General features: G+C 55.7%; 24 protein-coding genes. 13 read left to right on the forward strand and 11 right to left on the reverse strand.

The genetic code is table 11. The annotated features are described in order from the left end of the window. Window position 1 precedes the first annotated feature (1 nt). Window positions 2-391, forward strand: a complete 390-nt coding sequence (locus tag BUA39_RS12940; protein ID WP_072793632.1) for a hypothetical protein — start codon at window positions 2-4, stop codon at window positions 389-391. On the opposite strand, the gene BUA39_RS12945 is transcribed toward BUA39_RS12940, so the two are convergent. Further along, entirely contained in the window at window positions 392-1,765 is a 1,374-nt protein-coding gene (locus BUA39_RS12945) for an MATE family efflux transporter (protein WP_072793633.1), read from the reverse strand. 147 nt (window positions 1,766-1,912) lie between these two features. Between BUA39_RS12945 and BUA39_RS12950 the strand changes: the two genes are divergently transcribed. Then, window positions 1,913-2,566: a DUF2461 domain-containing protein gene (locus tag BUA39_RS12950; RefSeq protein ID WP_072793634.1), complete on the forward strand. Its 654-nt coding sequence runs from the start codon at window positions 1,913-1,915 to the stop codon at window positions 2,564-2,566. On the opposite strand, the gene ppk2 is transcribed toward BUA39_RS12950, so the two are convergent. The 3 genes from ppk2 to BUA39_RS12965 all read right to left on the reverse strand — a co-directional run bounded on the left by ppk2 (window position 2,563) and on the right by BUA39_RS12965 (window position 5,847). Continuing rightward, complete coding sequence (gene ppk2, locus BUA39_RS12955; protein WP_084604972.1) at window positions 2,563-3,477, reverse strand: polyphosphate kinase 2; 915 nt, start codon at window positions 3,475-3,477, stop codon at window positions 2,563-2,565. The genes BUA39_RS12950 and ppk2 overlap by 4 nt on opposite strands. A gap of 69 nt (window positions 3,478-3,546) precedes the next feature. After that, window positions 3,547-4,965, reverse strand: a complete 1,419-nt coding sequence (locus BUA39_RS12960; RefSeq protein ID WP_072793635.1) for a pyridoxal phosphate-dependent decarboxylase family protein — start codon at window positions 4,963-4,965, stop codon at window positions 3,547-3,549. Between the two features lie 117 nt (window positions 4,966-5,082). After that, window positions 5,083-5,847, reverse strand: a complete 765-nt coding sequence (locus BUA39_RS12965) for a hypothetical protein (RefSeq protein ID WP_072793636.1) — start codon at window positions 5,845-5,847, stop codon at window positions 5,083-5,085. A gap of 248 nt (window positions 5,848-6,095) precedes the next feature. On the opposite strand from BUA39_RS12965, the gene parE reads away from it, so the two are divergent. The 3 genes from parE (at window position 6,096) to BUA39_RS12980 (ending at window position 9,229) form a co-directional block, all read left to right on the forward strand. Continuing rightward, a complete protein-coding gene (gene parE / locus BUA39_RS12970) occupies window positions 6,096-8,054 on the forward strand; it encodes a DNA topoisomerase IV subunit B (RefSeq protein ID WP_072793637.1) in 1,959 nt (652 codons plus the stop codon). After that, window positions 8,051-8,827 carry a hypothetical protein gene (locus BUA39_RS12975; protein ID WP_072793638.1) on the forward strand — a complete coding sequence of 259 codons (777 nt, stop codon included), beginning with the start codon at window positions 8,051-8,053 and terminating at the stop codon, window positions 8,825-8,827. The genes parE and BUA39_RS12975 overlap by 4 nt, the downstream gene beginning before the upstream one ends. Before the next feature lie 285 nt (window positions 8,828-9,112). Further along, window positions 9,113-9,229 carry an entericidin A/B family lipoprotein gene (locus tag BUA39_RS12980; protein WP_072793639.1) on the forward strand — a complete coding sequence of 39 codons (117 nt, stop codon included), beginning with the start codon at window positions 9,113-9,115 and terminating at the stop codon, window positions 9,227-9,229. 20 nt (window positions 9,230-9,249) lie between these two features. Here BUA39_RS12980 and BUA39_RS12985 read toward each other — a convergent pair whose 3' ends face one another. Further along, the gene (locus tag BUA39_RS12985; protein ID WP_072793742.1) at window positions 9,250-10,473 is read right to left on the reverse strand and encodes a urate hydroxylase PuuD; all 1,224 of its coding nucleotides are present in this window, start codon (window positions 10,471-10,473) and stop codon (window positions 9,250-9,252) included. 88 nt (window positions 10,474-10,561) lie between these two features. On the opposite strand from BUA39_RS12985, the gene BUA39_RS12990 reads away from it, so the two are divergent. After that, window positions 10,562-11,467, forward strand: coding sequence for a LysR family transcriptional regulator (locus tag BUA39_RS12990; protein WP_072793640.1), 906 nt, complete (start codon window positions 10,562-10,564; stop codon window positions 11,465-11,467). Here BUA39_RS12990 and uraH read toward each other — a convergent pair. Then, window positions 11,464-11,817: a hydroxyisourate hydrolase gene (gene uraH / locus BUA39_RS12995; protein WP_072793641.1), complete on the reverse strand. Its 354-nt coding sequence runs from the start codon at window positions 11,815-11,817 to the stop codon at window positions 11,464-11,466. The two genes, BUA39_RS12990 and uraH, sit on opposite strands and share 4 nt — an antisense overlap. Before the next feature lie 390 nt (window positions 11,818-12,207). On the opposite strand from uraH, the gene puuE reads away from it, so the two are divergent. From puuE to lpdA, 6 genes are all read left to right on the forward strand, one after another. After that, entirely contained in the window at window positions 12,208-13,623 is a 1,416-nt protein-coding gene (puuE, locus tag BUA39_RS13005) for an allantoinase PuuE (protein ID WP_072793643.1), read from the forward strand. Beyond that, window positions 13,620-14,111, forward strand: a complete 492-nt coding sequence (locus tag BUA39_RS13010) for an ureidoglycolate lyase (protein ID WP_072793644.1) — start codon at window positions 13,620-13,622, stop codon at window positions 14,109-14,111. Before puuE ends, BUA39_RS13010 begins: the two co-directional genes overlap by 4 nt. A gap of 49 nt (window positions 14,112-14,160) precedes the next feature. Continuing rightward, complete coding sequence (locus BUA39_RS13015; protein ID WP_072793645.1) at window positions 14,161-15,498, forward strand: uracil-xanthine permease family protein; 1,338 nt, start codon at window positions 14,161-14,163, stop codon at window positions 15,496-15,498. A 304-nt stretch (window positions 15,499-15,802) separates the two neighbouring features. After that, window positions 15,803-18,454, forward strand: coding sequence for a pyruvate dehydrogenase (acetyl-transferring), homodimeric type (aceE, locus tag BUA39_RS13020; RefSeq protein ID WP_072793646.1), 2,652 nt, complete (start codon window positions 15,803-15,805; stop codon window positions 18,452-18,454). A 22-nt stretch (window positions 18,455-18,476) separates the two neighbouring features. Next, window positions 18,477-19,739 carry a dihydrolipoyllysine-residue acetyltransferase gene (aceF, locus tag BUA39_RS13025; protein ID WP_072793647.1) on the forward strand — a complete coding sequence of 421 codons (1,263 nt, stop codon included), beginning with the start codon at window positions 18,477-18,479 and terminating at the stop codon, window positions 19,737-19,739. A gap of 12 nt (window positions 19,740-19,751) precedes the next feature. Beyond that, window positions 19,752-21,485, forward strand: coding sequence for a dihydrolipoyl dehydrogenase (gene lpdA, locus BUA39_RS13030; protein WP_072793648.1), 1,734 nt, complete (start codon window positions 19,752-19,754; stop codon window positions 21,483-21,485). Between the two features lie 43 nt (window positions 21,486-21,528). On the opposite strand, the gene BUA39_RS13035 is transcribed toward lpdA, so the two are convergent. The 4 genes from BUA39_RS13035 to BUA39_RS13050 all read right to left on the reverse strand — a co-directional run bounded on the left by BUA39_RS13035 (window position 21,529) and on the right by BUA39_RS13050 (window position 24,769). Then, on the reverse strand, window positions 21,529-22,080 hold the full coding sequence (locus BUA39_RS13035; RefSeq protein WP_072793649.1) for a cysteine hydrolase family protein: 552 nt from the start codon (window positions 22,078-22,080) through the stop codon (window positions 21,529-21,531). Between the two features lie 2 nt (window positions 22,081-22,082). Continuing rightward, window positions 22,083-23,087, reverse strand: a complete 1,005-nt coding sequence (locus tag BUA39_RS13040; protein WP_072793650.1) for a type I glyceraldehyde-3-phosphate dehydrogenase — start codon at window positions 23,085-23,087, stop codon at window positions 22,083-22,085. Window positions 23,088-23,178: 91 nt separating this feature from the next. After that, window positions 23,179-23,997, reverse strand: a complete 819-nt coding sequence (locus tag BUA39_RS13045; protein WP_072793743.1) for a bifunctional allantoicase/(S)-ureidoglycine aminohydrolase — start codon at window positions 23,995-23,997, stop codon at window positions 23,179-23,181. Window positions 23,998-24,103: 106 nt separating this feature from the next. Further along, window positions 24,104-24,769, reverse strand: a complete 666-nt coding sequence (locus tag BUA39_RS13050) for an SOS response-associated peptidase (protein WP_072793651.1) — start codon at window positions 24,767-24,769, stop codon at window positions 24,104-24,106. A 185-nt stretch (window positions 24,770-24,954) separates the two neighbouring features. Here BUA39_RS13050 and BUA39_RS13055 point away from each other — a divergent pair, with 185 nt between their 5' ends. Next, complete coding sequence (locus BUA39_RS13055; protein ID WP_072793652.1) at window positions 24,955-25,971, forward strand: Hint domain-containing protein; 1,017 nt, start codon at window positions 24,955-24,957, stop codon at window positions 25,969-25,971. A 27-nt stretch (window positions 25,972-25,998) separates the two neighbouring features. On the opposite strand, the gene BUA39_RS13060 is transcribed toward BUA39_RS13055, so the two are convergent. Then, window positions 25,999-26,304, reverse strand: a complete 306-nt coding sequence (locus BUA39_RS13060) for a DnaJ family domain-containing protein (protein ID WP_072793653.1) — start codon at window positions 26,302-26,304, stop codon at window positions 25,999-26,001. Window positions 26,305-26,389 lie beyond the last annotated feature (85 nt).

The raw sequence follows: 26,389 nt of genomic DNA on the forward strand, positions 1-26,389 counted from the left end.
CATGAGTTTTGATTTGCCAGAATACTTTTTTCGCACCTTTGAAGGCGGGGCCAAGGTGTTTCGGGTCGATGGCAACAATCGCCATGGGCGGCTGAATTTGGTCCAGATCGCGACAGTTTCACTGCCTTCCGGCACTTTCAAACCCCATGCCAAGGCGGAGTTGTCAGAGGCTGACAGTGTTGCGATTGAGGCTTGGATCAAAGACCGGAAGGAAACGCTCGACTGGCGCGAAATCGACGACATCCTGCGCCTTGTTGATCAGCTAAATGCAACGGCTGATTGGGCACAAACCAAGGCGAGTGAGGCCCAAATTGATATGGTCAGCGACACGCTTTTGATGGCCATGCATGATCTACGGCGCGTGCTGGCCGCTAAGAAGACGGCGCAGTAATCAGACCGGCACGGCGCTGTCGCGCAACCGCGGCACCATGACCTTCCAGAACCGCCACATCAACAGCAGTGCAGCGACCGCAAGGCCAAGCGCAAGTCCGACCCAAATGCCGACGCCGCCCCAGCCTAGCCAGAACCCGGCAATATAGCTGACGGGCACGCCGACCACCCAATAGCTGATGGTCGCCATAATCATCGGGACGCGTGTATCCATGATCCCGCGCAGCACACTTAACGCCAGCGCTTGAGCACCATCGACGAACTGGAAAATAGCCGCTGCAATCAGGAAAGCCGCACCTGTTGTGACAATCGCGTCAAAATTCGGGTCATTGGGATCGAGAAACAGCGAGATCAGCCATTCCTTCTGCGTGACAAAAACTATGATCGAAAAAACCGCAAAGATGAGGCTCATCCAGATACCGGTTCTGGCCCCGGCAGCCAGTTGATCAATGTCACGCCGCCCGAGCGCATTCCCTGCTCGGACTGTGGCTGCATTGCCCAGCCCCAAATGGACCATGAACATCAACCCAGCAAGGTTGATGGCGATGCCATGTGCGGCCAGTTCGATGGTGCCAAGCCAGCCCATCATCAGCGCACCAGCGGCGAAAAGACCAACCTCGGCCAAGGTCGTCAAACCAATCGGGACACCAATGCGAAACACTCGCGTCATAGCGTCAAAATCAGGCCGCCAGAGGCGGGAAAACAGGTCATGTTCCGGGAGTTTGATCAGTGTATAGGCAATCGCCCCAGCGATCATCACGCCCTGCACTGACAAGGAGGCAATCGCAGCCCCAATGATCCCCAATTCCGGCGCGCCCCAATTTCCAAAGATCAACGCATAATTCACAAACGCATTGATCACAGCAGCCGCCACGGTGATCCAGAACACCACCCGCGTATGTTCCAGCGCCGCCATGTAGCTTTTCAAAACCATGACCAAAAGTGCCGGGATCAAGCCGATGCCCATCACGCGCAGGTAATCTTGGGCCGACGCGCTTAGGTCGGGGTCTTGGCCCAGAGCCACCAGAACCGGCTGCGACCACCAAAAAAGAGGCAACATCACAACCGCGTAAATCACGGATAACCACATGCCCATCCGGGTTGTGCGCCGGATCGAGGTTTCGTCGTTCTGAGCAAAGGCCTCTGCCACCATCGGCATCACGGCAAACGCAAATCCTGAACCAAGGATGAAAGCCAGAAAAAAGATTTGAGTGCCCAAGACAACGGCGGCCAATGCATCCACCGAATACCACCCAAGCATGACCGTATCCGTCAAAGCCACGGAAAACTGCGCCACATGCCCGCCGATCAATGGCAATCCAAGCCGAAAAAGTGCGCGTGTATGATCGCGATATGTCAAGTCATCTAAACCCATGAGTTCGGCATATGGCTCGCCCAATAATTAGGCAAGACTATTCCTGCGTCACAGAGGTGCGGAAATCTAAAGTCTGCTTTCCAATCAGAAAACACTGGACGGAACCGCAAAGCGCGGCAAAACTATCTGAAGTTTCAGGAGAAAATCATGCCGGACGCATTTCAATCTCTTATCCCGGACACGCGGCAGTTTCTGAACGAACTCGCGGTGAACAACAACAGAGAGTGGTTTCTTGAAAATAAGGGCCGCTATGACAGCACGCTGAAACGTCCGGCAGAGTTGTTAATGACGCAGGTCTCGGCCGATTTGGCAAAGATGTATGAGTGCGAGGTGCAATCAAAGCTCTTTCGCCCGCACCGGGATGTGCGGTTTTCCAAGGACAAAACGCCCTATCACGAGCATCTCCATATGCTCTGGACTGCTGACCTTGGCGGCGTCCAACCTTTGGGTTTCTTTTTTGGGATCAGCCAAACCTATATTTCTATCGGCGCGGGCCTGATGGCCTTTGACAAGGACACATTGATCAGCTGGCGCGCAATGGTGGATGGTCCACTCGGCGGGGATCTGGCTCACTTGATCCAGGCGTTGCAAACCAAGAGTTTTCGCGTGGCCGAGCCTGAACTCAAACGCGTGCCCGCGCCCTATGACCGCGAGCACCCGCGCGCCGACCTGCTGCGGCGCAAAAGCCTGTCAGCTTGGCGCGACTATGATGAGGGCGACATCACCGCCCCCACCAATGCTTTGACAAAGACTTTCGACGATCTGTCGCCTTTGGTTCAGGCCCTCGCCGGGATGCGCTAAACCTCTGCGCGACGCCGCGTGTCTGGATGCAACGCCTTCCCCAAAATATGATCCGAGGAATGGATGACATGGCTGGCCGACGCCACGATCAAGGGGTCTGGTGCGACAACCACATCGTGGTTCTTACCCGGGTAGTCCAAGGAATTCAGGAAATGCAGCATACAGTTCAACCGCGCGCGTTTCTTGTCATCTGACTTGATCACCGTCCAAGGCGCATCCGCGGTGTCGGTGTAAAAGAACATGGCCTCTTTGGCTTCGGTGTACTCGTCCCATTTCCCAAGGCTCGCCTTGTCAATCGGGCTAAGCTTCCATTGTTTCAAAGGGTCTGTTTCCCGGCTGGCAAACCGTGCCTTCTGTTCATCCTGCGTGACCGAAAACCAGTATTTGTAGAGTTGGATACCAGAACGCACCAGCATCCGTTCCAACTCTGGCGTTTGGCGCATGAATTCGAGGTATTCATTGGGTTGGCAAAAGCCCATCACACGTTCCACGCCGGCGCGGTTGTACCAGCTGCGGTCATACAGAACGATTTCACCAGAGGTCGGCAGGTGATCGATGTAGCGCTGAAAGTACCACTGGCCTGACTCGGTTTCCGTCGGCTTGTTCAAGGCAACCACCCGCGCGGTCCGAGGGTTCAAATGCTCAGTAAAACGTTTGATCGTGCCGCCCTTGCCCGCAGCGTCACGTCCTTCAAAAAGCATCACAAACTTCTGCCCGGTTTCCTGCGCCCAGTGCTGAACTTTCAACAGTTCTGCCTGCAGCTCCGCCTTCTTGGCTTCGTACGCCTTCCGCGTCAAACGGTTGGCATAGGGATAGGCCCCCTGCTCAAACGCTATAAGTTGGGATTTCTTCTTAGGTTCTGCTGCACCCACATCAGGTGTTTCCGTGACAATCTTCGCCGCAACTGGCATGCGCACCTCCTTGATTTGAACCTCCTTCGGCTAGCAAATCTGCGGTGCGCCCGCTTTGATACACGTCAACTAATCAGAGGCGAGCCGCGCCACAGCGGCAATTGCTTCGCGAATATGGGCCTCGGTCGTGCGATGGTTTACAATCGCCGCGCGCAGCATCTCTGTGCCATCCACAACGGTTGTCGAAAACACCGCCTCGCCGCTTTCTTGCAGGTCTACGGCGATACGCACGTTCAGCGCAGATTGTTCCTCGGCTGGCAAAGACGCGTTTGCGGTAAAGACACAAACATTGGACACAGGGACCCGTGCCAAACCCATTTCTGGACGCGCTTCGACTTCAGCCGCCATCATTTTTGCCAGATCACAGTTCCGCGTGATCGCTTTGGAAAACGCCACTTCCCCCAGCGTTTCAAGCGCCATCCAAACCTTGATCGCGCGGTTGCCGCGTGACAGATCAACGCCGTAGTCACAGAACCATGGCTCGCCGCTGGCGACGCCCCGTTCTTTGCCATCCAGATAGACAGGTCGTGCGGTGAAGGCCGCGCGCAGTTCGGCCCCGTCGCGGACAAGGCAAAGTCCGCAGTCGTAGCCGACATACATCCACTTGTGGAAATCCAGCGCGATTGAATCCGCACGCTCAATCCCATCGCTTAGGTCGCGATAGGCCCCTTCGGCAATCCGGGTCCACGCACCGAACGCACCATCAATGTGCAGCCAGAGACCCGTTTCCCTCGCGATATCCGCAAGCCCGTGGAAATCGTCAAATAGCCCCAGATCAACAGAGCCTGCTGTGCCGACGATCAGAAACGGCGTTGCCCCATCCGCGCGATCAACTTCAATCATATTTCGCAGCTTCTGAAGGTCCATCTGACCATCAATCAACGGCACCAAACGCAGGTTCGCCGACCCAACGCCCAACACTTCGAGCGCTTTCTTCGTCGCATTGTGCACCCCGGCGGCGGCATAGGCGGTCAGACGCGCCTCGCCCTGACCAACGGCGCGCACTCCCGGCCCCATCACTTTAACCCGTGCCGCGGCAAAGGCCTGTAGGGTCGCCTGAGAGGTGCCGGTCACAAAAACGCCAAAGGCGGTTTCTGGCAGGCCCATCTTGCGGCACGTCCAGTCGATGACCGCACGCTCCATATAGTTTGCGCCATGGTTCCTGCCGCCGCAGTTCGAATTCATCACCGCCGCGACCATGCCCGCTGTGACGTCCGTCGCCAGACCTGTTCCCTGCACCCAGCCCCAATATTTCGGGTGTGTGTTCCCAGCATGATAGGGCAGCACATCGTTCTTGATGCGCGCCATCAGATCGGCCTGCCGACTGCCATCGGGGCCAATTGCATAACGGTCTTGAATGTCATCCGGCACGTGCTGCCACGGGCGCTCATCCGCGCGGCGCATCAAATCAATGCAGTGATCCAGCAGATCATGCGCCTCGGCGCGGTATCGGTCCCAATCCTTCGGGTCCAGAGAGTGATCGGACATAAGTGGCCCTCGGCAAAGATGTCTTCGCCTGTCCATACAGGACTGCCAAGGCACGCGCACCCCAAATCCGCGAAATTCTGCGGAAGGCACGTCACGTGCTTTGTTTGAATGTCGCGACTAGATCGACATCCGTGCAGGAATGCTTAGCAACGGTACAATCCGGCGCAGACCGCGAATGGGGTGGAAACGCTCTGCCGTCTGGAAGCCACCAACTGCAGCGACGGGATCGATATTGGGCATATCCATTTGTAGCACGGTTTTGCGCATGAGGTTCGACGACAGCACGGGCCAGTCTTCTTCATATTCGCTGTCGGCAACATCACAGGCTGCAATTGCCGTCACGACGACATTCCCAATGGGCACCAGGCGCACGAGATCTGACGCGACCTTCAAGACAGCACTCGACGCATAGGCCCGATAGAGGTTGAGTCGCTTTTCACGCGGCATCTTTACCTCGGCCAATTTGCCGCTTGGCATGTATTTGAAATGAAAGTCTGGCACGATCGACTGATTGTGCAGCGCCAGGATGGCGTGAACCAAGCCGTTTTCAACCGTAAATCCAAGCCCGCGTCCAAGTTTGTGAATGCGAGAAAGACTGTGCTGCGATTTGATCACCTTCATCAAAGCGTTGTCATCGCCAGATCGCATCTGATTATAGAGTTCAACGATGTCCGGCTTGGTCTGTGCTTTCCAGTCGATTTGATCAATGGTCTGATGATGTAACCCGGTGATCTGGTTGATATATCCCTCCAGCTCACTCAAGTCCTGCGCATTCGCCTTTTCGATTGCGCGCCTCTGCCTGTCCTTTTCTTTCTGCTCGTATTCCCGAACAGCGGGTCGAATGACACGACCCAAGGACCCCATTGTGTCACCATATGCCATGGCTTGTTCTCCTTTGGGGTGTTGATTGCCTCACCACTCAACCCTCGGGGCAAAAGTCTCAGTTTGCAATAAAAAAGTGCACTGGAATCAAGGAACTACAATTTTTGCTGAAAAATTATGGTATTTATTAACCTTGCTGTAACCAATCTTACTGTTGCCCTGTGACAGTTTTGCAAATCGCGCAGCGCTCTTGCCGAAGGGCACAGCCGGTGAAATAATGCCTGCAACCATAATGAAAAGAGCAGCGCATGACCGATCTTCTCGCGGCAACGGAATCTGACAATAGCTATGACGCATCCTCGATTGAGGTGTTGGAGGGGTTGGAGCCGGTTCGCAAACGTCCCGGTATGTACATCGGCGGCACAGATGAACGTGCGCTGCACCATATGGTGGCGGAAATCCTGGACAACTCGATGGACGAAGCCGTGGCAGGGTTCGCCAATCGCATCGAAGTTGAACTGCACGAGGACTACGCGCTGACCGTCCGTGACAATGGGCGCGGCATTCCGATTGATCCGCATCCGAAGTTTCCGGATAAGTCCGCGCTTGAGGTCATCCTGTGCACACTGCACGCGGGCGGGAAGTTTTCTGGCAAGGCCTATCAGACCTCTGGCGGTCTGCACGGGGTGGGCGCCTCCGTTGTGAACGCACTGTCAGACAGCATGGTCGTTCAGGTCGCGCGCAACAAAGAAGTTTATGAACAGCGGTTTTCACGCGGCACGCCGCTTGGCCCGGTTGAGAAAGTCGGCGCGGCACCCAACCGGCGCGGCACGCAGGTGACTTTCCATGCTGACCCGGAAATTTTCGGCAAGCATCGCTTCAAACCGGCGCGACTGTTCAAGTCGATCCGCTCCAAAGCCTATCTGTTCTCTGGCGTGGAAATCCGCTGGAAATCTGCGATTGACGATGGCGAGACCCCGACAGAAGCAACGTTCCACTTCCCCGGCGGTCTGGCGGATTACCTGAAAGAATCGATGAACGGGTCAACGACCTATTCCGAACAGCCCTTTGCCGGCACTGTGGATTTTCAGGAAAAGTTCAACACACCCGGCAAGGTCGAATGGGCCATCAACTGGACGCCCTCGCGTGATGGGTTCATCCAATCTTACTGTAACACCGTCCCAACCCCCGAAGGCGGCACCCATGTGGGCGGCTTTTGGGCCGCAGTGTTGAAAGGCATCAAGGCCTATGGCGAGTTGGTCAACAACAAGAAGGCCGCGCAGATCACGCGCGATGACCTGATGGCAGGTGGCTGCGCTTTGGTCAGCTGTTTCATCAGTGAGCCAGAATTCGTCGGCCAAACCAAGGACCGCCTCGCCACGGTAGACGCCCAGCGGCTGGTCGAAAACTCTGTCCGCGACCACTTTGACAACTGGCTGGCCTCCAATAACAAATCCGCAGGCGCGATCCTTGATTTTCTTGTCCTGCGCGCCGAAGAACGCCTGCGCCGCCGTCAGGAAAAAGAAACCCAGCGCAAGTCGGCGACGAAAAAGCTGCGCCTCCCCGGCAAGCTGGTCGATTGTTCCGCCACCAACCGCGAGGGCACGGAGCTGTTTATTGTCGAGGGCGACTCGGCCGGTGGATCGGCCAAAATGGCGCGGAACCGTAAAAACCAAGCATTGCTGCCCCTGCGCGGCAAAATCCTGAACGTATTGGGCGCGGCGTCGTCCAAACTGGGCACCAATGCCGAAATCAGCGACCTGACGCAGGCGCTTGGCGTGGGGCTTGGCACGAAATTCAACGTCGATGATCTGCGCTATGACAAGATCATCATTATGACCGACGCGGATGTGGACGGCGCCCATATCGCCAGCTTGCTGATGACCTTTTTCTTCACCCAAATGCGCCCGATGATCGATCAGGGCCACCTCTATCTGGCCTGCCCGCCCCTCTTCCGCCTGACCCAAGGCGCCAAGCGCATCTATTGCCTAGACGAGGCAGAGCGCGACCTATGGTTGGAGAAGGGCCTTGGCGGCAAAGGCAAAATCGACGTCAGCCGCTTTAAAGGTCTGGGGGAGATGGACGCCAAAGATTTGAAAGAAACAACCATGGACCCCGCGTCGCGGAAATTGATCCGCGTCACGATTGACGAGGATGAACCCGGAGAAACCTCCGACCTTGTTGAACGCCTGATGGGTAAGAAACCGGAGAAACGGTTTGAATACATCCAGGAAAACGCACGGTTTGTGGAGGAGTTGGATGTTTGAGCTCTAAAATCAAAGTCTCTGTTTATGATTTTTTAGTCCATGAGACGCGTGCTGTTCTTAGAAAAGAACGCGCAAGCGGTACTCCTTTGACTGAAATCGCTCTGAAGCTTGCCGAACTTAAAGACAAAGACGCTCGTTCACTGTCCAAATACTCCACTCTGTTGATAGCGGGAGCAATAGCTATCAATGCGCTCGATGAAGGTGGAGTGCTCGAAATTCAGACTTCGATACTGGACATCAATGTTCCTAAAATTTACGCGGTTTTTGCCTGCGTAACTATTTGGGCAGCCATCTTATTCAAATCGTTTTCAACTCTTCAGTTGATTGTACATATTGCCCTAGCTGAACAAATATTTGATGCGCGGTTTTTATCTGTGCGATTGCAACATCTTGGACATTCGATGGACGACTTTCATAGTCCTCAAAGAAATGGGCATTTTGTCAAACATTCGCCTGTAACAAAGCTTATTATTGGATCTCCGCTGCTGCTGATTTTTGTTGCTGTGATGTTGCCTGGGATAGGAGCCTACTTTTATCTGTTGAGCGAGAGTTGGACTGCATTGGTCGAACCGAGTGACGTCTTTATGGCAAAAGTTTTGGCAGTGGCCGCTTTGGGACTACTGCTTGTGCCATTGCCATATACCGTTTTATACTTCACCAAATTCCCCATCGTGAAGGATATTGGCTTCATACGTTGGAATTTTCTTGCACGGCTAAAACGCACTCAAAACAATTTTCGAGGTGCGTCAGGTACGAAAGCTTGCGGCGAATAGCACTTAGGCGAGAAAATAAATATCAAAAGGCATCGCTTGACCGCGGGCGGAAGCGAAGCGCCCGCCCATGGGGGCGGTCGGGCGCTGCCCGTGCCGCAAGCGTCACGGGCGGGGCATGGCAGAACCGGTTTCGATAAATCCGAAATGTAGGGTGGGTTTTTAACCCACCAATTTGCGGATGATCCATTGTGCAAACGTTGAAATGGTGGGGTGGAACCCCACCCTACACTTGCCTTGCGTGGCCACACGGTTAAATTCAATCCAAAACCAAATTACGGAGCCACCATGACTCGCATTTTTCTGATCACCGCGCTTTTTGCTCTGACCGCTTGCGAAACCATCGAAGGTGCGGGGCGTGATATTTCGGCGGCGGGCAACGCGATTTCTAACGCGGCGCAGTAAATGGTGGGGTAAACCCCACCCTACGATGCCCCTTCAAACCATGCGATGATTTTGGCGCGCTCGGCGTCTTCCATCCAAGACACATTGGCAGGCGGCATGGCATCGCTTTTGCCCGCCTGCACATAGATCGCCTGCGCCAAAGCCGCGATTTCTCCGTCGGTTTCCAAAAGCACCCCTTTGGGCGCACGGTGAATGCCTTCGTAAACCGGCTCTCGCGCGTGACACATAGAGCAGCGGCCCAACACGATATCGCGGGCGTCTTCAAAGCCCTCTGCTTCGGCGAATTGCACCGCATGGGCGGGCATCTCGGCCTCGGCTTCCTCTATTGGTTTCATCACCGGCCCCGCTTGCGACAACCACATGATCGCGATGAACAAAAGCACAGTCACCAGCCAGGTCCACCAAAGCATGCCTTTGCGGGCGTGCATGGAGTTGAAGAAATGCCGGATCGTGACGCCCATCAGAAAGACAAGCGCGGCGATCAACCAGTTGTACTGCGTCGCAAAGGCCAGCGGGTAGTGATTTGACAACATCAGGAAAATCACGGGCAGCGTGAGGTAGTTGTTATGCGTGCTGCGCAGCTTGGCAATTTTGCCATACTTGCTGTCAGGCACCCGGCCCACTTGCAAATCGGCCACCACAATCCGCTGATTGGGCATGATGATGAAAAATACATTTGCCGTCATAATTGTGGCCGTGAAAGCCCCCAGATGCAGCATCATGGCACGGCCCGTGAAGACCTGATTGAGGCCATAGCCCATCGCAACCAGCAACAGGAACAGAAGCACCATCAGGACGGTCGGGTAGTCCGCCAAAGGCGATTTGCACAGCCGGTCATAGATCACCCAGCCGACGCCCAATGTGGCAGCCGACAGCAAGATGCCCTGCCAGATGGCCATGTCGCTTTTGTTGGTATCGACCAAATACAGTTCCGCTCCGGTCCAATAGATAATCATCAGCAAGACAAAGCCTGAAAGCCACGTCGAATAGCTTTCCCATTTGAACCACGTCAAATGGTCAGGCATTTCGGCCGGGGCCACGAGGTATTTGCGCACGTGATAAAACCCACCGCCATGCACTTGCCATTCTTCACCGTCAGCCCCGCCAAGGTCCCCGCCACGGCGCAGGCCGAGATCCAGGGCGATGAAATAGAACGAAGACCCGATCCACGCGATGGCAGTGATCACATGCAGCCAGCGGGCGGCAAAGCCCAGCCACTCCCAAATGATTGGCCAATCGTGCATCATGGTCCCTCCTATGCCCTGACTAGCGGGCCGTTGGATTTTCTTCTATCCTCTAACAAAACCGAACAGTTTCAAGAAAATCCTGACAATGTCCTATCTCGACAATATCCGAACCTTTGTCCGTGTCTACGAATTGGGCAATATGTCCGCGGCTGCACGGGATCAGCGCATATCGGCAGCGGTGGCCAGTTCGCGGATCGCTCAGTTAGAAGAGCATTTGAACGTCCGACTTTTTCAGAGGACAACCCGCCAGTTGCATGCCACCGAACAGGGCGAGATTTTCTATGCCGGGGCCTGTAAGATCATCGATGCCGTTGAACAGGCCGAAGCAGATGTGGAAAGCGTTACACGCACCCCACGCGGCTCTTTGCTGGTCGCGGCACCGCTTGGGATTGGGCGGCGGTTGATTGCCCCTTTGATCCCCAAGTTCAAAGACGCCTATCCGTTGATCGACATCCGTCTACGCCTGTCAGACCGCGCTTTGGACATCGCCGGCGAAGGGTTGGATATTGCATTCTTTCTGGGGCTGCCCAAGGACAGCACCCTTAAAATTCGCAAGATCGCGGATTGCCCGCGCGTCCTTTTTGCTGCGCCAGAATATGTGGCCCGCAAGGGATGGCCCAAATCGCCGAGCGAATTGACGACCGGTACACATGATTGCCTAAACCTGCGCTACCCCGGCGCGCCAGAGTTTCAATGGCCGCTCAAAACGGCCAACGGTACAGAGAAATTCGCCGTTTCAGGCCCTTTTGAGAGTGACGATGGCGACGTTCTGACAAGCTGGGCTTTAGAAGGCCATGGCATCATCCTGAAACCCGTTTTTGAGGTGCAAGATCATCTGAAGTCCGGCGCGCTTGTGCCAGTTTTGGAAGGCACCCCGCCCGTTTCCGTGCAACTGGGGTGCCTCTACAGCCACCGCCGCCATCAGGACCCGAAAACGCGGCTGTTCATTGATTTTTTGGCGCGCCCAATGGCACAAGCCGTAGCGCCCTAGCTGCCGCGATAGGTTGAATAGCCGTATGGGGATAGCAAAAGCGGCACGTGGTAGTGGGCTGCCTCGCTCATTCCAAAGCGAATTGGGACAGCATCCAGGAACATCGGCACATCGGTGGTTTGCCCGGTCTGGCGCAGGTAATCGCCGCAGGTAAAGACCAGTTCATATGTCCCAGTTTCAAATTGACCTGTGGGCAAGATAGGTGTGTCCGTGCGCCCATCATCATTGGTGACAGCCCGCGCGATTTCTTCTTTTTCACCCCCCGACACCCGGAACAGCACAATCTCGATCCCCTCTGCCGGGCACCCGCGCGCCGTATCCAATACGTGGGTGGTTAAATATCCGCTCATTGTGCACTCCCTTTAGGCACACCCTTCATAGGCCGCTCCGATTATGCTGCCCACTGTACAGATGCCGTGAGGTCTTTCAAAATACTTGATAATGTCAGGGTGGGTTTTCCGCTCTATGCTGCGGAAAAGGAGGCGCACCCAGTTTGTTTAGAAAGTTTTGGAAACATAAGGGACGCGAAACGCTATTTGTGGTGCTAATGATCCCATTCTGGTTTCTTTTGCGTTACCCATTCTACGATGAGGCTGTATGGGGAAGGTGGGGAGCCACCCTGACTCTAGTCCTTTTTGTTGGGGCGCCTGTTTGGCTTGTATATACGGTCACTAAGTTCTTTCGAGAGAACGTCGGCAAATGATTGTGTCAGCAATCTAAATCCAACAAAGGAACGCTAAATGAACAGATACCCTCGGGACCTGCGCGGATATGGGGCAAACCCGCCAGATGCCAATTGGCCTGGCGGTGCGCGCGTGGCTGTTCAGTTCGTTCTGAATTTTGAGGAAGGTGGTGAAAACAGCCTGTTGCACGGCGATGCCGCGTCTGAGGCATTCCTGTCCGACATCCCCGGCGCGCAGCCTTGGGTCGGACAGCGCCATTGGAACATGGAGTCGATCTATGACTATGGCGCGCGCGCAGGCTTTTGGCGGTTGCATCGGCTGTTCACAAAACGACGTATTCCTCTGACAATCTATGGCGTCGCCACGGCGCTTGCCCGCGCGCCTGAACAGGTTGCGGCGATGAAAGACGCAGGCTGGGAAATCGCAAGCCACGGCCTGAAGTGGGTCGAACATAAGGATATGCCCGAGGACGAGGAACGCGCTGCCATCGTAGAGGCGATCCGGCTGCACACCGAAGTTGTCGGGGAGCGTCCGCGCGGCTGGTATACCGGGCGCTGTTCGGTCAACACCGTGCGGCTTGTCGCAGAAGAAGGCGGGTTTGACTATATCTCTGACACCTATGATGACGACCTGCCCCATTGGATCGAGGTTGGGGAGCGGGATCAACTGATCATCCCTTACACGCTTGAAGCCAATGACATGCGGTTTGCCACCGCGCCGGGCTGGGTCACGGGGCAGGATTTTTTCACCTACCTTAAAGATGCCTTTGACGTGCTTTATCAAGAAGGCCGCGACGGCGCGCCGAAGATGATGAGCATCGGTTTGCACTGCCGCCTGATCGGACGCCCTGGCAAGATCAAAGGACTGATGCAGTTCTTAGACTATATTGCTGGCTTCGAAGGGGTTTGGACCCCGCGGCGGATCGAGATAGCACAACACTGGCAGCAGGAACACGCCCACAAACGTCGAGCACGGCCGAGCCAGATGGACGAAGACACTTTTGTGGCAGCCTATGGCGGCATCTTCGAGCATTCCGACTGGGTCGCGAAACGCGCACATCTGTTGGAGCTTGGGCCTGCCCACGACACAGCCTCCGGCCTGCACAATGCTTTGGCACGGGTGTTCCGGTCTGCGTCGCATGAGGAACGGCTTGGTGTCTTGCAAGCGCACCCTGATCTGGCTGGGAAACTCGCAGCCGCGGGTCGGCTGACGGCTGACTCAACGTCAGAACAGGCCAGCGCCGGGTTGGATATGCTGACCGACGTAGAGCGAGAGAGCTTTCAAAGACTAAATGCCGACTATGTGGCGAAACACGGCTTTCCCTTCATCATTGCGGTCAAAGATCACGACAAGGCGGGCATCCTGCGCGCGTTTGAGCGGCGGATTGCAAACGACACAGCGAAAGAATTCACCGAGGCCTGCCGACAAGTCGAACGCATCGCGGAACTCAGGCTACAGGCGCTTTTGCCATGAATACACTCCGTCCTGCGCCGCTCACTGCTGAGGCTTTCGCGCCGTTTGGGGATGTGCTGGAGGTTGCTGACAATCCACTGAAAATCAATGCGGGCATGTGCGACAGGCACCATGACCTTGCAGATATCGACATCTTAGACGGTCGCGCAGGGATCAGCTTTTTCAAAGCGCAGCCACGCGCCCTGCCCTATCAATTCGATCTGGTAGAGCGGCACCCCAAGGGCAGCCAAGCGTTCATCCCGATGTCGATGACCTCTTTTCTTGTCATTGTCGCGCCCGATGAAGACGGCAAGCCGGGCACGCCGCTTGCCTTTCTGACCCGCCCTGGCCAAGGCATCAATCTGCATCGAAACACCTGGCATGGCGTCCTGACGCCGCTTGCAGCGCCCGGCCTATTCGCCGTTGTCGACCGGATCGGCGATGCAACCAACTTGCAAGAATACACCTACACAACCCCATTCACAGTAGAGGACCCAAACCAAGACTGAATTCAACATCAATGCACTGAGCACCATTTCAACTGAAGAGGGACAGAAGATGACTGCTACAGACTATCAAGCACCAACAAACGCCTATAGCGATCCGAATGTGACGCCGCCGCTTGCCCAGGCCATACCGCTTGGATTTCAGCATGTGCTGGCGATGTTTGCCTCCAATGTCACCCCATCCATTATTGTCGCCGGCGCCGCCGGACTGGCCTTTGGCGGACCAGAGCAGGTCTATTTGATTCAAATGGCGATGCTGTTTGCTGGCATCGCCACCTTGTTTCAGACGGTTGGCATCGGACCGATTGGCGCGCGCCTGCCCATCATGCAGGGCACAAGTTTTGCCTTTGTCGGCGTTCTGGCGGGCGTGGCCGCGACCCAAGGGCTGGGCGTGGCGCTAACGGCCTGTATCATTGGCGGAGCGATCCACTTTTCGCTCGGGTCTGTGATTGGCAAAATCCGCTGGCTATTTCCACCGCTGGTGACCGGCCTTGTGATCCTCGCCATTGGTCTCTACCTGATCCCGGTCGCAATCAAATACGCCGCCGGTGGGGCTGCGGATTTCCAAATGGCGGCGGAAAGCTTTGGCTCTCTGAAACATTGGAGTGTGGCGCTGACGGTTGTCATTGTTTCGTTGGTTTTGAAGTTCTTCACCAAAGGCATCACGTCAAATGCGGCGATCCTGATCGGGCTTCTGACAGGCTATCTACTGGCTTTCATTGTCGGCATGGTGAACTTCAATGCGGTTGGCAATGCCTCTTGGGTGACCGGCATCCAGTTGCTGCCTTATGGGTTTGAGTTCAGCCTCGGCGCGGTCATTGCGGTAACTTTGGTCTCGGTTGTTTCAGCCATCGAAACCGTTGGCGACGCCTCTGCGACAGCGAAGGCAGGCGCGGGGCGCGATGCCACCGACGAAGAGATCGCAGGCGCGACTTATGCTGATGGGCTTGGCACCGCGATCGCCGCGTTCTTTGGCGGCTTGCCCAACACATCGTTCAGCCAGAACGTCGGCATTGTCGGGATGACCGGTGTGATGAGCCGCCATGTCGTCACCATTGGTGGGCTTGTGCTGATTGCTTGTGGACTGGTCCCCAAGATCGGGGCGGTTATCGCATCCATGCCTCTGCCAGTGCTGGGTGGTGGCGTCATTGTAATGTTCGGCATGGTCGCCGCAGCTGGCCTGAATGTTTTGTCCGAAGTCAATCTGAACCGGCGCAATATGGTGATCATCGCCATTTCTCTGGCGGTCGGTCTTGGTCTGAACCTTGTCCCAACGGCCGTGCAATATCTACCCGGCGTTGTGAAAACCCTGATGACCTCTGCTGTTGCCCCAACCGCGCTTTGTGCGATTGTTCTCAATCTGGTATTACCGGAAGAGGAAGCAGCCTAAGATCGTCACCACGCCCGACTTTGGGCGCGATTAAGTTTTAAGGCTGGCCTTTTCGATGGGCCGGCCTTTTTCTTGGGTCGCTTCTGCCTGCCGCCGTCGCTTGGGCTGGAAACACCGGAACATCGGCTTAATTTAACTCTAAACAACATCCAGATACATCACTTCTCACTTATAATGCGACGAAAATACCCAGAAACCCGAGTTTCCCGCTGAGCGCATGCCTGCTATGTTTCTGGGAGGCTACCTAAATGGTTTAACATTAAACTATAAGAGGGAAGCCCAAATTCGGAGGAGGACGCCCTAAATGGCAAATTTCGAAGACATCGACCCAGTTGAATCCCGCGAGTGGCAGGAAGCGATTGAGGACGTGATCGCAAAGGACGGGGCCGACCGCGCCCATTTCCTGTTGGATCGCGCCGTACAGCAGGCACGCGCATCAGGCGCAAATCTGCCGTTTTCCGCGACAACGCCTTATCAGAACACAATCCCGACGGATGATCAGGAACCCTTCCCCGGCGACATGGATATGGAATGGCGCATTCGCACCATCAACCGTTGGAACGCGATGGCCACCGTTGTGCGCCGCAACAAGGTTTCCAGCGAGTATGGCGGGCACATTGCCTCCTTCGCCTCATCCGCTGTGATGTATGACATTGGTCTCAACCACTTCTGGCGCTCCAAATCTGCGATCCACGGTGGCGATCTTGTGTTCTTCCAAGGTCACGTCATTCCGGGCATTTACGCACGCTCTTTCATGGAAGGCCGCCTGACCGAAGAACAGCTGGAAAACTTCCGCTCTGAGGTGAATGGCAACGGGTTGTCCTCCTACCCGCACCCATGGTTGATGCCCGATTACTGGCAGTTCCCAACCGTTTCCATGGGTCTTGGCCCCTTGATGGCGATCTATCAAGCGCGGTTCATGAAATACATGCACAACCGCGGCCTGATCGACATGGCTGACCGTAAGGTCTGGGTTTTCCTCGGCGACGGCGAGATGGACGAACCAGAATCGCGTGGCGCGATTGACCTTGCCGCCCGCGAGGGTCTGGACAACCTGATCTTCGTTGTGAACTGCAACCTGCAGCGTCTGGATGGCCCAGTGCGCGGCAACCATAAGATTGTTCAGGAACTCGAAGGCGACTTCCGTGGGGCCGGCTGGAACGTCATCAAGTTGCTTTGGGGCAAAGGCTGGGACGAACTGCTCGAGAAAGACACCTCTGGCAAGCTGCGTCAGTTGATGGATGAAACCGTTGATGGCGACTACCAGACCTTCAAGTCCAAAGATGGTGCCTACATCCGCAAGCATTTCTTTGGCAAATATCCAGAGACAGCAAAGCTGGTCGAAGACTGGACCGACGAACAAATCTGGTCCCTGCGTCGTGGCGGCCACGACCCACAGAAAGTCTATACCGCTTTCAAACGCGCGACAGACACCAAGGGCCAGCCAACCTGTTTGCTTGTAAAGACCGTCAAAGGCCACGGTATGGGCACGGCAGGTGAAGGTCAGAACACGACCCACCAGCAAAAGAAAATGACCGAAGATCAACTGCGTGCCTTCCGCGACCGGTTTGAAATTCCGGTCAGCGACGAGGACGTGGGCAAAGCACCATTCGTCAAGCTGAACAATGCGCAGAAAGCCTATCTGGCAGATCGCCGCAAAGCACTTGGTGGCGCGTTCCCCAAACGCGAAGCCACCTCTCCGAAACTGGAAATTCCGGCGCTGGATAAGTTTGCGGCGCAGTTGAAATCCACGGGCGACCGAGAAATTTCAACCACGATGGCCTTTGTACGCATTCTGACCACGCTTTTGCGTGACAAGAAAATGGGCAAAAACGTCGTACCGATTGTGCCGGATGAAAGCCGCACCTTTGGGATGGAAGGTCTGTTCCGTTCAGTTGGTATCTACAACCCGCTGGGCCAGAACTATACGCCGCAAGACGCCGACCAGATGCAGTTCTACAAAGAAAGCATAGACGGTCAGGTTCTGCAGGAAGGTATCAACGAAGCGGGTGCCATGGCCGATTGGATCGCGGCGGCGACGTCCTATTCGAACCACGGCGTGCCGATGATCCCATTCTTCATCTACTACTCGATGTTTGGCTTCCAACGGATCGGCGACCTGGCTTGGGCTGCTGGCGACAGCCGTGCACGCGGCTTTATGCTGGGCGGCACCGCAGGCCGCACCACGTTGAACGGCGAAGGTCTGCAGCACGAAGATGGCCACAGCCACATTCTTGCAAGCACCATCCCGAACTGCATCAGCTATGACCCGACCTTCCAATATGAGGTGGCGGTGATCATTCAGCACGGCATGAAGGAAATGTATGAAGAACAGAAAGATGTCTTCTACTACCTGACCTTGATGAATGAAAACTACGCGCATCCTGATATGCCGATGGGTGTCGAAGATGACATCATCAAGGGCCTCTATCGCCTGAAAGAGGTCAAAAAGCCCGGCAAGAAGCATGTGACGTTGATGGGGTCTGGCACCATCCTGATCCAGGCCATGAAAGCGGCAGAAATGCTGGAAGAAGATTTTGGCGTTACATCCGAAATCTGGTCTGCGCCAAGTTTCAACGAACTGGCGCGCGGCTGCCAGGATGCTGAACGTCACAACCGCCTGAACCCACTGGCTGAACCGAAAGTTCCGTTCGTGGCAGAGCAATTGGCAAAGGCCAAAGGCCCGATCATTGCGGCCACTGACTATATGAAAAACTACGCAGAACAGATCCGCGCCTGTGTGCCGGGTCGCTACACTGTGCTGGGCACAGACGGCTTTGGTCGCTCTGACAGCCGCGTGAACCTGCGCCGGTTCTTCGAAGTGGATGCCAACCACATCGCGGCGGCGGCCATGGTGGACTTGTTCCGGGAAGGGGCGATCACCAAAGCCGTGCTCGAGAAGGCATTGAAGAAATACGACATTGACGGCGAAAAGCCGAACCCCCGTCTGGTGTGATCGGGACAGAGGAGACAAGATCATGACAATTGAAGTCAAAGTACCTGATATTGGGGATTTTTCTGAAGTTCCTGTGGTGACCGTTCTGGTTGCCGTCGGCGATGTGATTGCCGAAGAAGACCCGATCGTTGAATTGGAGTCCGACAAGGCGACAATGGAGGTCCCTTCCCCAGCAGCGGGCAAGGTTCTGGAGATCAAAGTGGCCGAAGGCGACAACGTCAGCGAAGGCTCGTTGATCCTTGTGCTTGAAGCAGACGGCGCAAGTGCGGCACCCGAAGCACCTGCGGCTGAGGCCCCAGCGCCTGCGGCGCCTGCCGCCCCAGCTGCGGCAGCCCCGGCTCCGGCAGCGCCTGCAGCCGTCACTGATAGCGGATTTGGCAAAGCGCATGCTTCGCCATCGGTACGTGCATTTGCCCGTCAGTTGGACATCGATATCGGTAAGATCAACGGTACAGGCCGCAAAGGCCGCATCCTGCGCGAAGACGTCACCGCCTTCCTGAAATCAACATCTGCGCCGGCAGCAGCGGCCCCTGCGGCCAGCGGCGGCATGGGTATCCCACCGATCCCAGCCGTTGATTTCAGCAAGTTCGGCAAAGTCGAAGATGTCGAGATGCCGCGCATCAAAAAGATTTCTGGTCCTGCCCTGCACCGCTCCTGGCTGAACATTCCGCATGTGACGCACAACGACGAAGCGGACATCACCGACCTTGATAAATACCGCAAGGAAATGGACACGATGGCCAAGGAAAACGGCTACCGCGTCACCCTGCTGAGCTTTGTCATCAAAGCGTCTGTGTCTGCCCTGAAAGAGCACTGGGAAGTGAACAGCTCCATCCACCCGGATGGTGATAAGCTGATCAAAAAAGATTACTACAATATCGGTTTTGCGGCGGATACGCCAAACGGCCTGATGGTGCCGGTGATCAAAGACGCAGACCGCAAGGGCATCGTTGAGATTTCCAAAGACCTGATGGAGCTGTCCGGCAAAGCACGCGAAGGCAAGTTGAAGGGCGACGACATGTCTGGTGCGACCTTCACCATCTCGTCTCTTGGCGGCATCGGCGGCACATCCTTCACGCCAATCGTGAACGCACCGGAAGTTGCGATCCTTGGTCTGACACGGTCAAAAATGGCACCTGTCTGGAATGGCGAAGAGTTTGTGCCTCGCCTAATGCAGCCGCTGTCGCTGTCTTACGACCACCGCGCCATCGACGGGGCCTTGGCCGCACGGTTCACCGTGACGCTGAAGACCCTGCTCGGCGATATGCGCAAGTTGATGTGGTAAGGAGAGAGACCCATGGAAGTTAAAGTCCCTGATATTGGTGATTTCTCCGAAGTTCCCGTTGTTTCGGTTCTGGTTTCCGTCGGCGATACCGTCGCTGTCGAAGACCCGCTGATCGAACTGGAATCCGACAAAGCCACGATGGAAGTGCCCTCTCCGGCAGCGGGTGTTGTCAAAGAGATCAAGGTCTCTGAAGGTGACAACGTTGGCGAAGGCTCTCTGATCCTGATCCTCGAAGCCGAAGACGGTGCCGCAGATGCTGAACAAGCGCCAGAGGCCCCGGCTGCCGCCGAAGCGCCCAAATCTGTTGCGGCCACTGGCACCGCGACGGGTGCAGGCGATGTGCATGCCGAAGTTGTGGTTCTGGGGTCCGGCCCTGGCGGCTACACCGCAGCCTTCCGCGCGGCGGACCTTGGTAAAAAGGTTGTGCTGATCGAGAAAGACAGCTCTCTTGGCGGTGTCTGCCTGAACGTGGGTTGTATCCCATCCAAGGCGCTTCTGCATGGTGCGAAAGTCATCACCGAGGCCGAGGAAATGGGCCATTTCGGCGTGAAATTCGCCAAGCCAGAGGTCAACATCGACGAGTTGCGTGGCTGGAAAGAAAGCGTGGTCAACCAGTTAACCGGCGGCCTGCAAGGCCTTGCAAAGGCACGTAAAGTGCAGGTTGTGAACGGCTATGGCACTTTCACCGGCCCGAACATGATCGAGGTCGACAATGATGGCGCAAAGTCCACCATCAGCTTTGATCAATGTATCATCGCGGCTGGGTCAGAGCCTGTCACCCTACCGTTCATCCCGCACGATGATCCACGCGTGATCGACTCAACCGGTGCGCTGGAACTGGAAAACATTCCAGAGCGTCTGCTGGTTTTGGGCGGTGGTATCATCGGCTTGGAAATGGGCACTGTCTACGACGCGTTGGGATCGAAAGTGACCGTCGTTGAATTCATGGACCAGATCATTCCGGGCGCGGACAAAGACATCGTGAAGCCTTTGCAAAAACGTATCGAAGGCCGCTACGAGGCCATCCTGACCAAGACCAAAGTCACCGCTGTTGAAGCGACCGACGCTGGTTTGAAAGTCACCATGGAAGGCCCAGATGGCGAGGTCGTCGACACGTTTGACAAAGTGTTGGTTGCCGTCGGTCGTCGGCCAAACGGCGCCAAGATCAACGCCGAAGCGGCAGGTGTTGCGGTGGATGAGCGCGGCTTTATTGCTGTGGACAACCAGCAACGCACTGGTCAGGCGCATATCTTTGCCATTGGCGACGTTGTCGGCCAGCCCATGCTTGCGCACAAGGCCGTGCACGAAGGCAAGGTCGCAGCGGAAGTGGCTGCCGGTCACAAGCGTTTCTTTGATGCACGCGTGATTCCATCTGTGGCCTACACCGATCCAGAGGTGGCTTGGGTTGGCATGACCGAAACGCAGGCCAAGGCTGAAGGTATGAAAGTTGGCAAAGGGGTATTCCCTTGGGCCGCTTCTGGTCGGTCTCTGTCTTTGGGCCGCTCCGAGGGCATCACGAAACTGATCTTCGACGAGCATGAGCGCGTCATTGGCGCGGGCATTGTCGGACCCAACGCCGGCGACTTGATCGCCGAAGTTGCATTGGCGATTGAGATGGGTGCAGACGCCGTGGATCTGGGTCACACCATCCACCCGCACCCGACCCTGTCGGAAACCGTGAATTTCGCAGCAGAGATGTTCGAAGGCACAATCACCGATCTGATGCCGCCGAAGAAACGCAAGTAAGCGGTATGAAATAACAGGAAAGCCCCGCCAAGTGCGGGGCTTTTTATGTTTGAAGCAGCGATTGGCTTTGCACGACTTGGGCGAATTCACCGTTTAGATGAGCCAATGCTGTCCGATGGATTTCTTCTGCCGTCAACGCAGGACCGTTATCAAAACTTGTGTCCGCATTTGATGTGAAAGCTGCGCAGGCATCTTCAACCAAGTTGACTTTGAACCCAAGATTGGCGGCCATGCGCGTGGTGGTCGAAACACAATGCGGCGTGGTCAGTCCGCAGATTATCAGTTCGCTCGCTCCGATGCTTTCCAGATGTGCTTGCAACCCTGTGCCTATGAAAGCCGAGTTCACGGATTTCTCGAAAATCACTTCTGCCGGTAGCGGCATGACTTCTGGTTTGAATGCGGTTCCAGCCGCTGAAAGCGGAGACCCCGCTTCCACGCTAACGTGCCGAACATGAACAACCGGCCTCGCCTTCGCACGCCAATGCGACAGCAAATCGCCAGCGCGTTCTTCGGCATTGGGATTGTTCCGCACTCCCCAGATTGGGTCGTTAAAACCGGCCTGAATATCGATCAGTATCAACGCGTGCTCTGACATTCCTAGCCCTTTCCAGCCATTCGTCTTGCGACATCCAGCAGGCGGCAGGAAAAGCCCCATTCGTTGTCATACCAGCCAAACACCCGCAGCAACCCGCCGACGGAAACCGAAGTTTCACGCTCACAGATCACGAGGGATTCAGGCCGCATGCGTAGGTCCGTGGACACAAGCGGCTTTTTCGTCCATCCAAGAACGCCCGCTTCCGTTGCTTTGAACAACAGCGCGTTTACGGCGTCCTTGGTCACAGGCCTTTCAGTTTGAATGGTCAAATCAATCGCGCTGACTGACGCGGTTGGCACGCGGATCGCACGTGCTTCGACACGGCCTTTCAGATGAGGCAGCACGCGGTCGATCATCTTTTGGGCGCTGGTGGTGGTGGGCACCATCGATAGCGCGGCCGCGCGGCTGCGTTCCATGTTTGCGCGCGGTTTGTCCACGGTCGGCTGGGACCCAGTGTAGCAATGCACCGTTGTCATATGGCCGCTGATCAACCCATAAGCTTCGTCCAGCGTTTTCATCAACGGAGCCAAAGCGTTTGTTGTACAGGATGCATTTGACACAATCCTCTGATCGCCAAGCGTGCCTTCATTTGCGCCCATGACAATTGTCAGGTCGGCCTCGTCGCTGGGACCAGAGATCAGCACCTTAGACGCGCCGGCATTTAATCCACGCTCAACCGTTGCCCTGTTGCCGGTCATCCCAGTGCATTCCAGCACGATGTCAACGTCTGACAAATCCAATGTCGCGATGTCTTGGACGCTGTAGAATGGCAGGCGCTGCCCGTCGACAATCAGTGCGTTTTCGTCCGTTTCTACGGTGCCGCGATAGGTTCCGAACACGGAATCATACTCAAAAAGATAGGCGCAGGCCTCAAGCGTTTCGATGTCATTGATGCCGACGATTTCAAAACCCGGGTGGGTTTCAGTCTGTGTTAAGATTCGCAACACAGTGCGGCCAATACGACCGAACCCATTGATGAATATACGAATAATTTTACCATCGGACATGTCATCGCCCCTGCTTTGGATATGCGTATCCGCAGTTCATCGGCAATCTGCCAAAATGACCAGTCCCAGATTGTACCCGTTACAAAGCCAGTTAGCCCAAGCGCGGGTGGCGATTGACATCTTTGTATAGCAGATAGCGAAAGCGCCCCGGCCCCGAGGCATGACAGGCCTGCGGACAGAAGGCACGCAGCCACATGAAATCGCCTGCCTCGACTTCGACCCAGTCTTGGTTGAGCAAGTAGATCGCTTTGCCTTCCAACACATATAGACCGTGTTCCATCACGTGGGTTTCGGGGAAAGGAATAACACCACCCGGTTCAAAACTAACGATATTCACGTGCATGTCGTGGCGGATGTCGGCGGTGTCCACAAAGCGTTTCGTCGCCCAGCGCCCGTCACAATCCGGCATCGGCGTTGATGCGATTTCGTTTTCATTGGTGACAAACGCCTCTGGCGCAGAGATGCCCGGCACGCTTTCATAACGTTTGCGTATCCAATGAAAGGTGACATTGCTCTCTGAGGGGTTGCTGACGCTCCAGTCACAGGAGGGCGGCAGATAGGCATAGCCACCTTCGTCCATGTCGTGAACGATACCCGCCACAGTGATTTCCAGCCGACCAGCGGTCACGAACAACACGCCCTCGCCCTCTGGATCAGGTTCAGGTTGCGTGCTCCCGCCACCCGGCGCGACTTCGACAATGTATTGCGCAAAGGTTTCGGCCAAGCCACTCAGAGGACGCGCGAGTACCCAGACGCGGGTCTTGTCCCAATGTGGCAGATTCGACGTAACGATATCGGTCATCACCCCGCGTGGGATCACCACATAAGCCTCGTTAAAGACAGCGCGGCTGCGGGTGATCTGCGTCTGAGGCGGCAAGCCACCGGGGGGATTTGCATAGGAATATGTCATAGACCAGCCTTTTTTGTTGCCGCTATAGAACGCTGCTTTGGTCGGCTTGCCAAGTGCCAGATCGACAGAAAGCACTTGCTGGCATTTGCTGAAAGTCAGCCGAAAATCAAATGGGTTCAATCAGTTCAGGCCCGCTGGCGCGGTTAGAATTAACCTTTGGATCAACCCGGTGAAATGACAACAAATCATCAGGCGCTGGCTGCATCAAACGCGCGGCTCCGTGCCCCTCTTCGCCCAACCAAAGCGCCCATTTGTCTTCGGGCACGATGACCGGCATACGATGGTGGATTTCAGCCATCGGCGTGTTGGCAGCAGTTGTGACCACCGCGCAGGTGCGCTGCGTTACGTCCTCAGCTCCATCTTTAGCGGACCATTCCTGCCAGATGCCGGCCAACGCAAGCGGCGCGTCTGCATGAATGTACCATGGCAGTTTCGTGCCATCCTCAAGCCGCGTCCATTCGTAGAAGCCAGAGATTGGGATCAAACACCGACGCTCTCGGCAGGCCGCGCGGAAGGCAGGTTTCTCGGCAATGGTTTCCGCGCGCGCATTCATCAGCAGCGGCCCTCCGTTTGCCTCTTTGTACCAATGCGGAATAAAGCCCCAGCGCATGCTGACCAATCGGCGATCATGGCCATCGTTCATCACTACATGAATGCTCGTTGTCGGACAGACGTTGTAGTTGGGCACAGGTGGCAAATCATTGGCTGGAACGGCCGCAAACAGCCGTACCATGGCGTCATTCGGGAGGGTAATTGCTATTCGGCCGCACATGCAAAACACCCTAGCGCACCAATCGCAGACGCACAGCCTTGATTTATCCAAGCTGACGTTTTTGCTCTGCTTGCGAATGGCATAGCTGCAACAAACACAATCGGCGCAACCGCACGACGTTAGCGCGGTCTTAATTCTGCTGTCGTTATCTGTTATTGGTTGGAAAAACATAAACGGTTGGGCAGATGGCAAACTCCTACGCAGCGCGCTTTGACAGCAACACAGGCGGCGATACAAAACTGAATCTGACGAATGACGCCGCTCAGACGATCAATTTCGTATCGGATTCAGGCGGCGACGTGGTTCTTGAACCCAATGGCGGAGAGGCTGACCCGGACACGCTGATTGAGATTGGTGGCCAAAGCTACAATTTCACCTATGAGATGAGCGCGACACTGCCAGCCAGCACCAATGATGGCGCAGGTAAGGTCCCGGATGAATATGAGGATTCAGAAGTCTACGTTGTGACCGTTCACGATTATCCGAGCGCCGGAGAAACCACGCGTCTCGTCTTTATGCCTGACGAAGAAGCGTCGTTGGACGATATGGATTCATTCCAAAACGGTGCGATCAAGCTGCAGAACGCAAACACCACAGAAAGCGCTGCAGTATGTTTTGCCGAAGGTACGTTGATCGACACGGACAAAGGTTATGTTCGTATTGAAACCCTTGCGACGGGCGCAATGGTGCGCACGCTGGATCAGGGGTTTCAGCCTATCGTTTGGATTTCGCAAACAACCCATGAATGGCCCGGCAGCGAAGAGAGTTATCTCCCGATTGAAATCCGGTCTGGTGCGATGGATGGCGATCTGCCGATGAAAGACCTCGTCGTCTCGCCGCAGCATCGTGTGCTGATCCAAAATAGCAAAGCAGGTCCAAACGGTGCGCTCGCGCCAGCAAAAGGCATGTTAGAGAAATCTGGCGTGCGGCTGATGCAGGGCAAGAAACGGATCACCTACTACCACTTGCTGTTGCCTGCACATTCTGTCGTTTTTGCCAACGGCTTGCCTTGCGAAAGCTTCTATCCCGGCGAAGAAGCGTTGAAAGCACTGACCAAAACCCAGCGCATTGACCTGCTGCGTGCACTGTCAAAATCCGGCTGCTTTGACCTGCGGGACTATGGTGCATTTGCGCGGCCAGTCCTGAGCGTTCAAGAGACGAGAGACCTGTTCGATCCGGACAACGTTTTCCACGCAGCTTGATGCGTGCCTGCTCTGGCGTCAAAGCGTTCAACGATAGGCTTTGCGCGCCAGATCGATCCGCGCTTCCATCATCGACATCTCTTTCATAATATCTTGACGGCGGGTCCGATCCCCGGTTTCACGCAGTTCAGCGCGCAACCGCTGCAATTCTTTGCCCAAAGCGACAAACTCCGGCACCCCGCCGTTTTCTTTCACCAGCCGGTTCAAAAGCGCATTTTCCGGGTCGTCCACCTTTGGCAATGGCTTCCCCTGCCCCTCAAGATTATCAAAGGCGCCGTCGGCCTCTGCCTCGGCGATTCTCTGGTTGATAAGGTCGATCAGCGGGTGGTCCATGGGATGACTTTAGCAATTGTCAGAACGGATTTCACGGCTGAAAATCGGTGCAGCGACTGCCAATATCGTCACCTCGATCGAGGGC

The sequence above is a fragment of the Cognatishimia maritima genome (assembly GCF_900129685.1).
Classification (GTDB): Bacteria; Pseudomonadota; Alphaproteobacteria; order Rhodobacterales; family Rhodobacteraceae; genus Cognatishimia; species Cognatishimia maritima.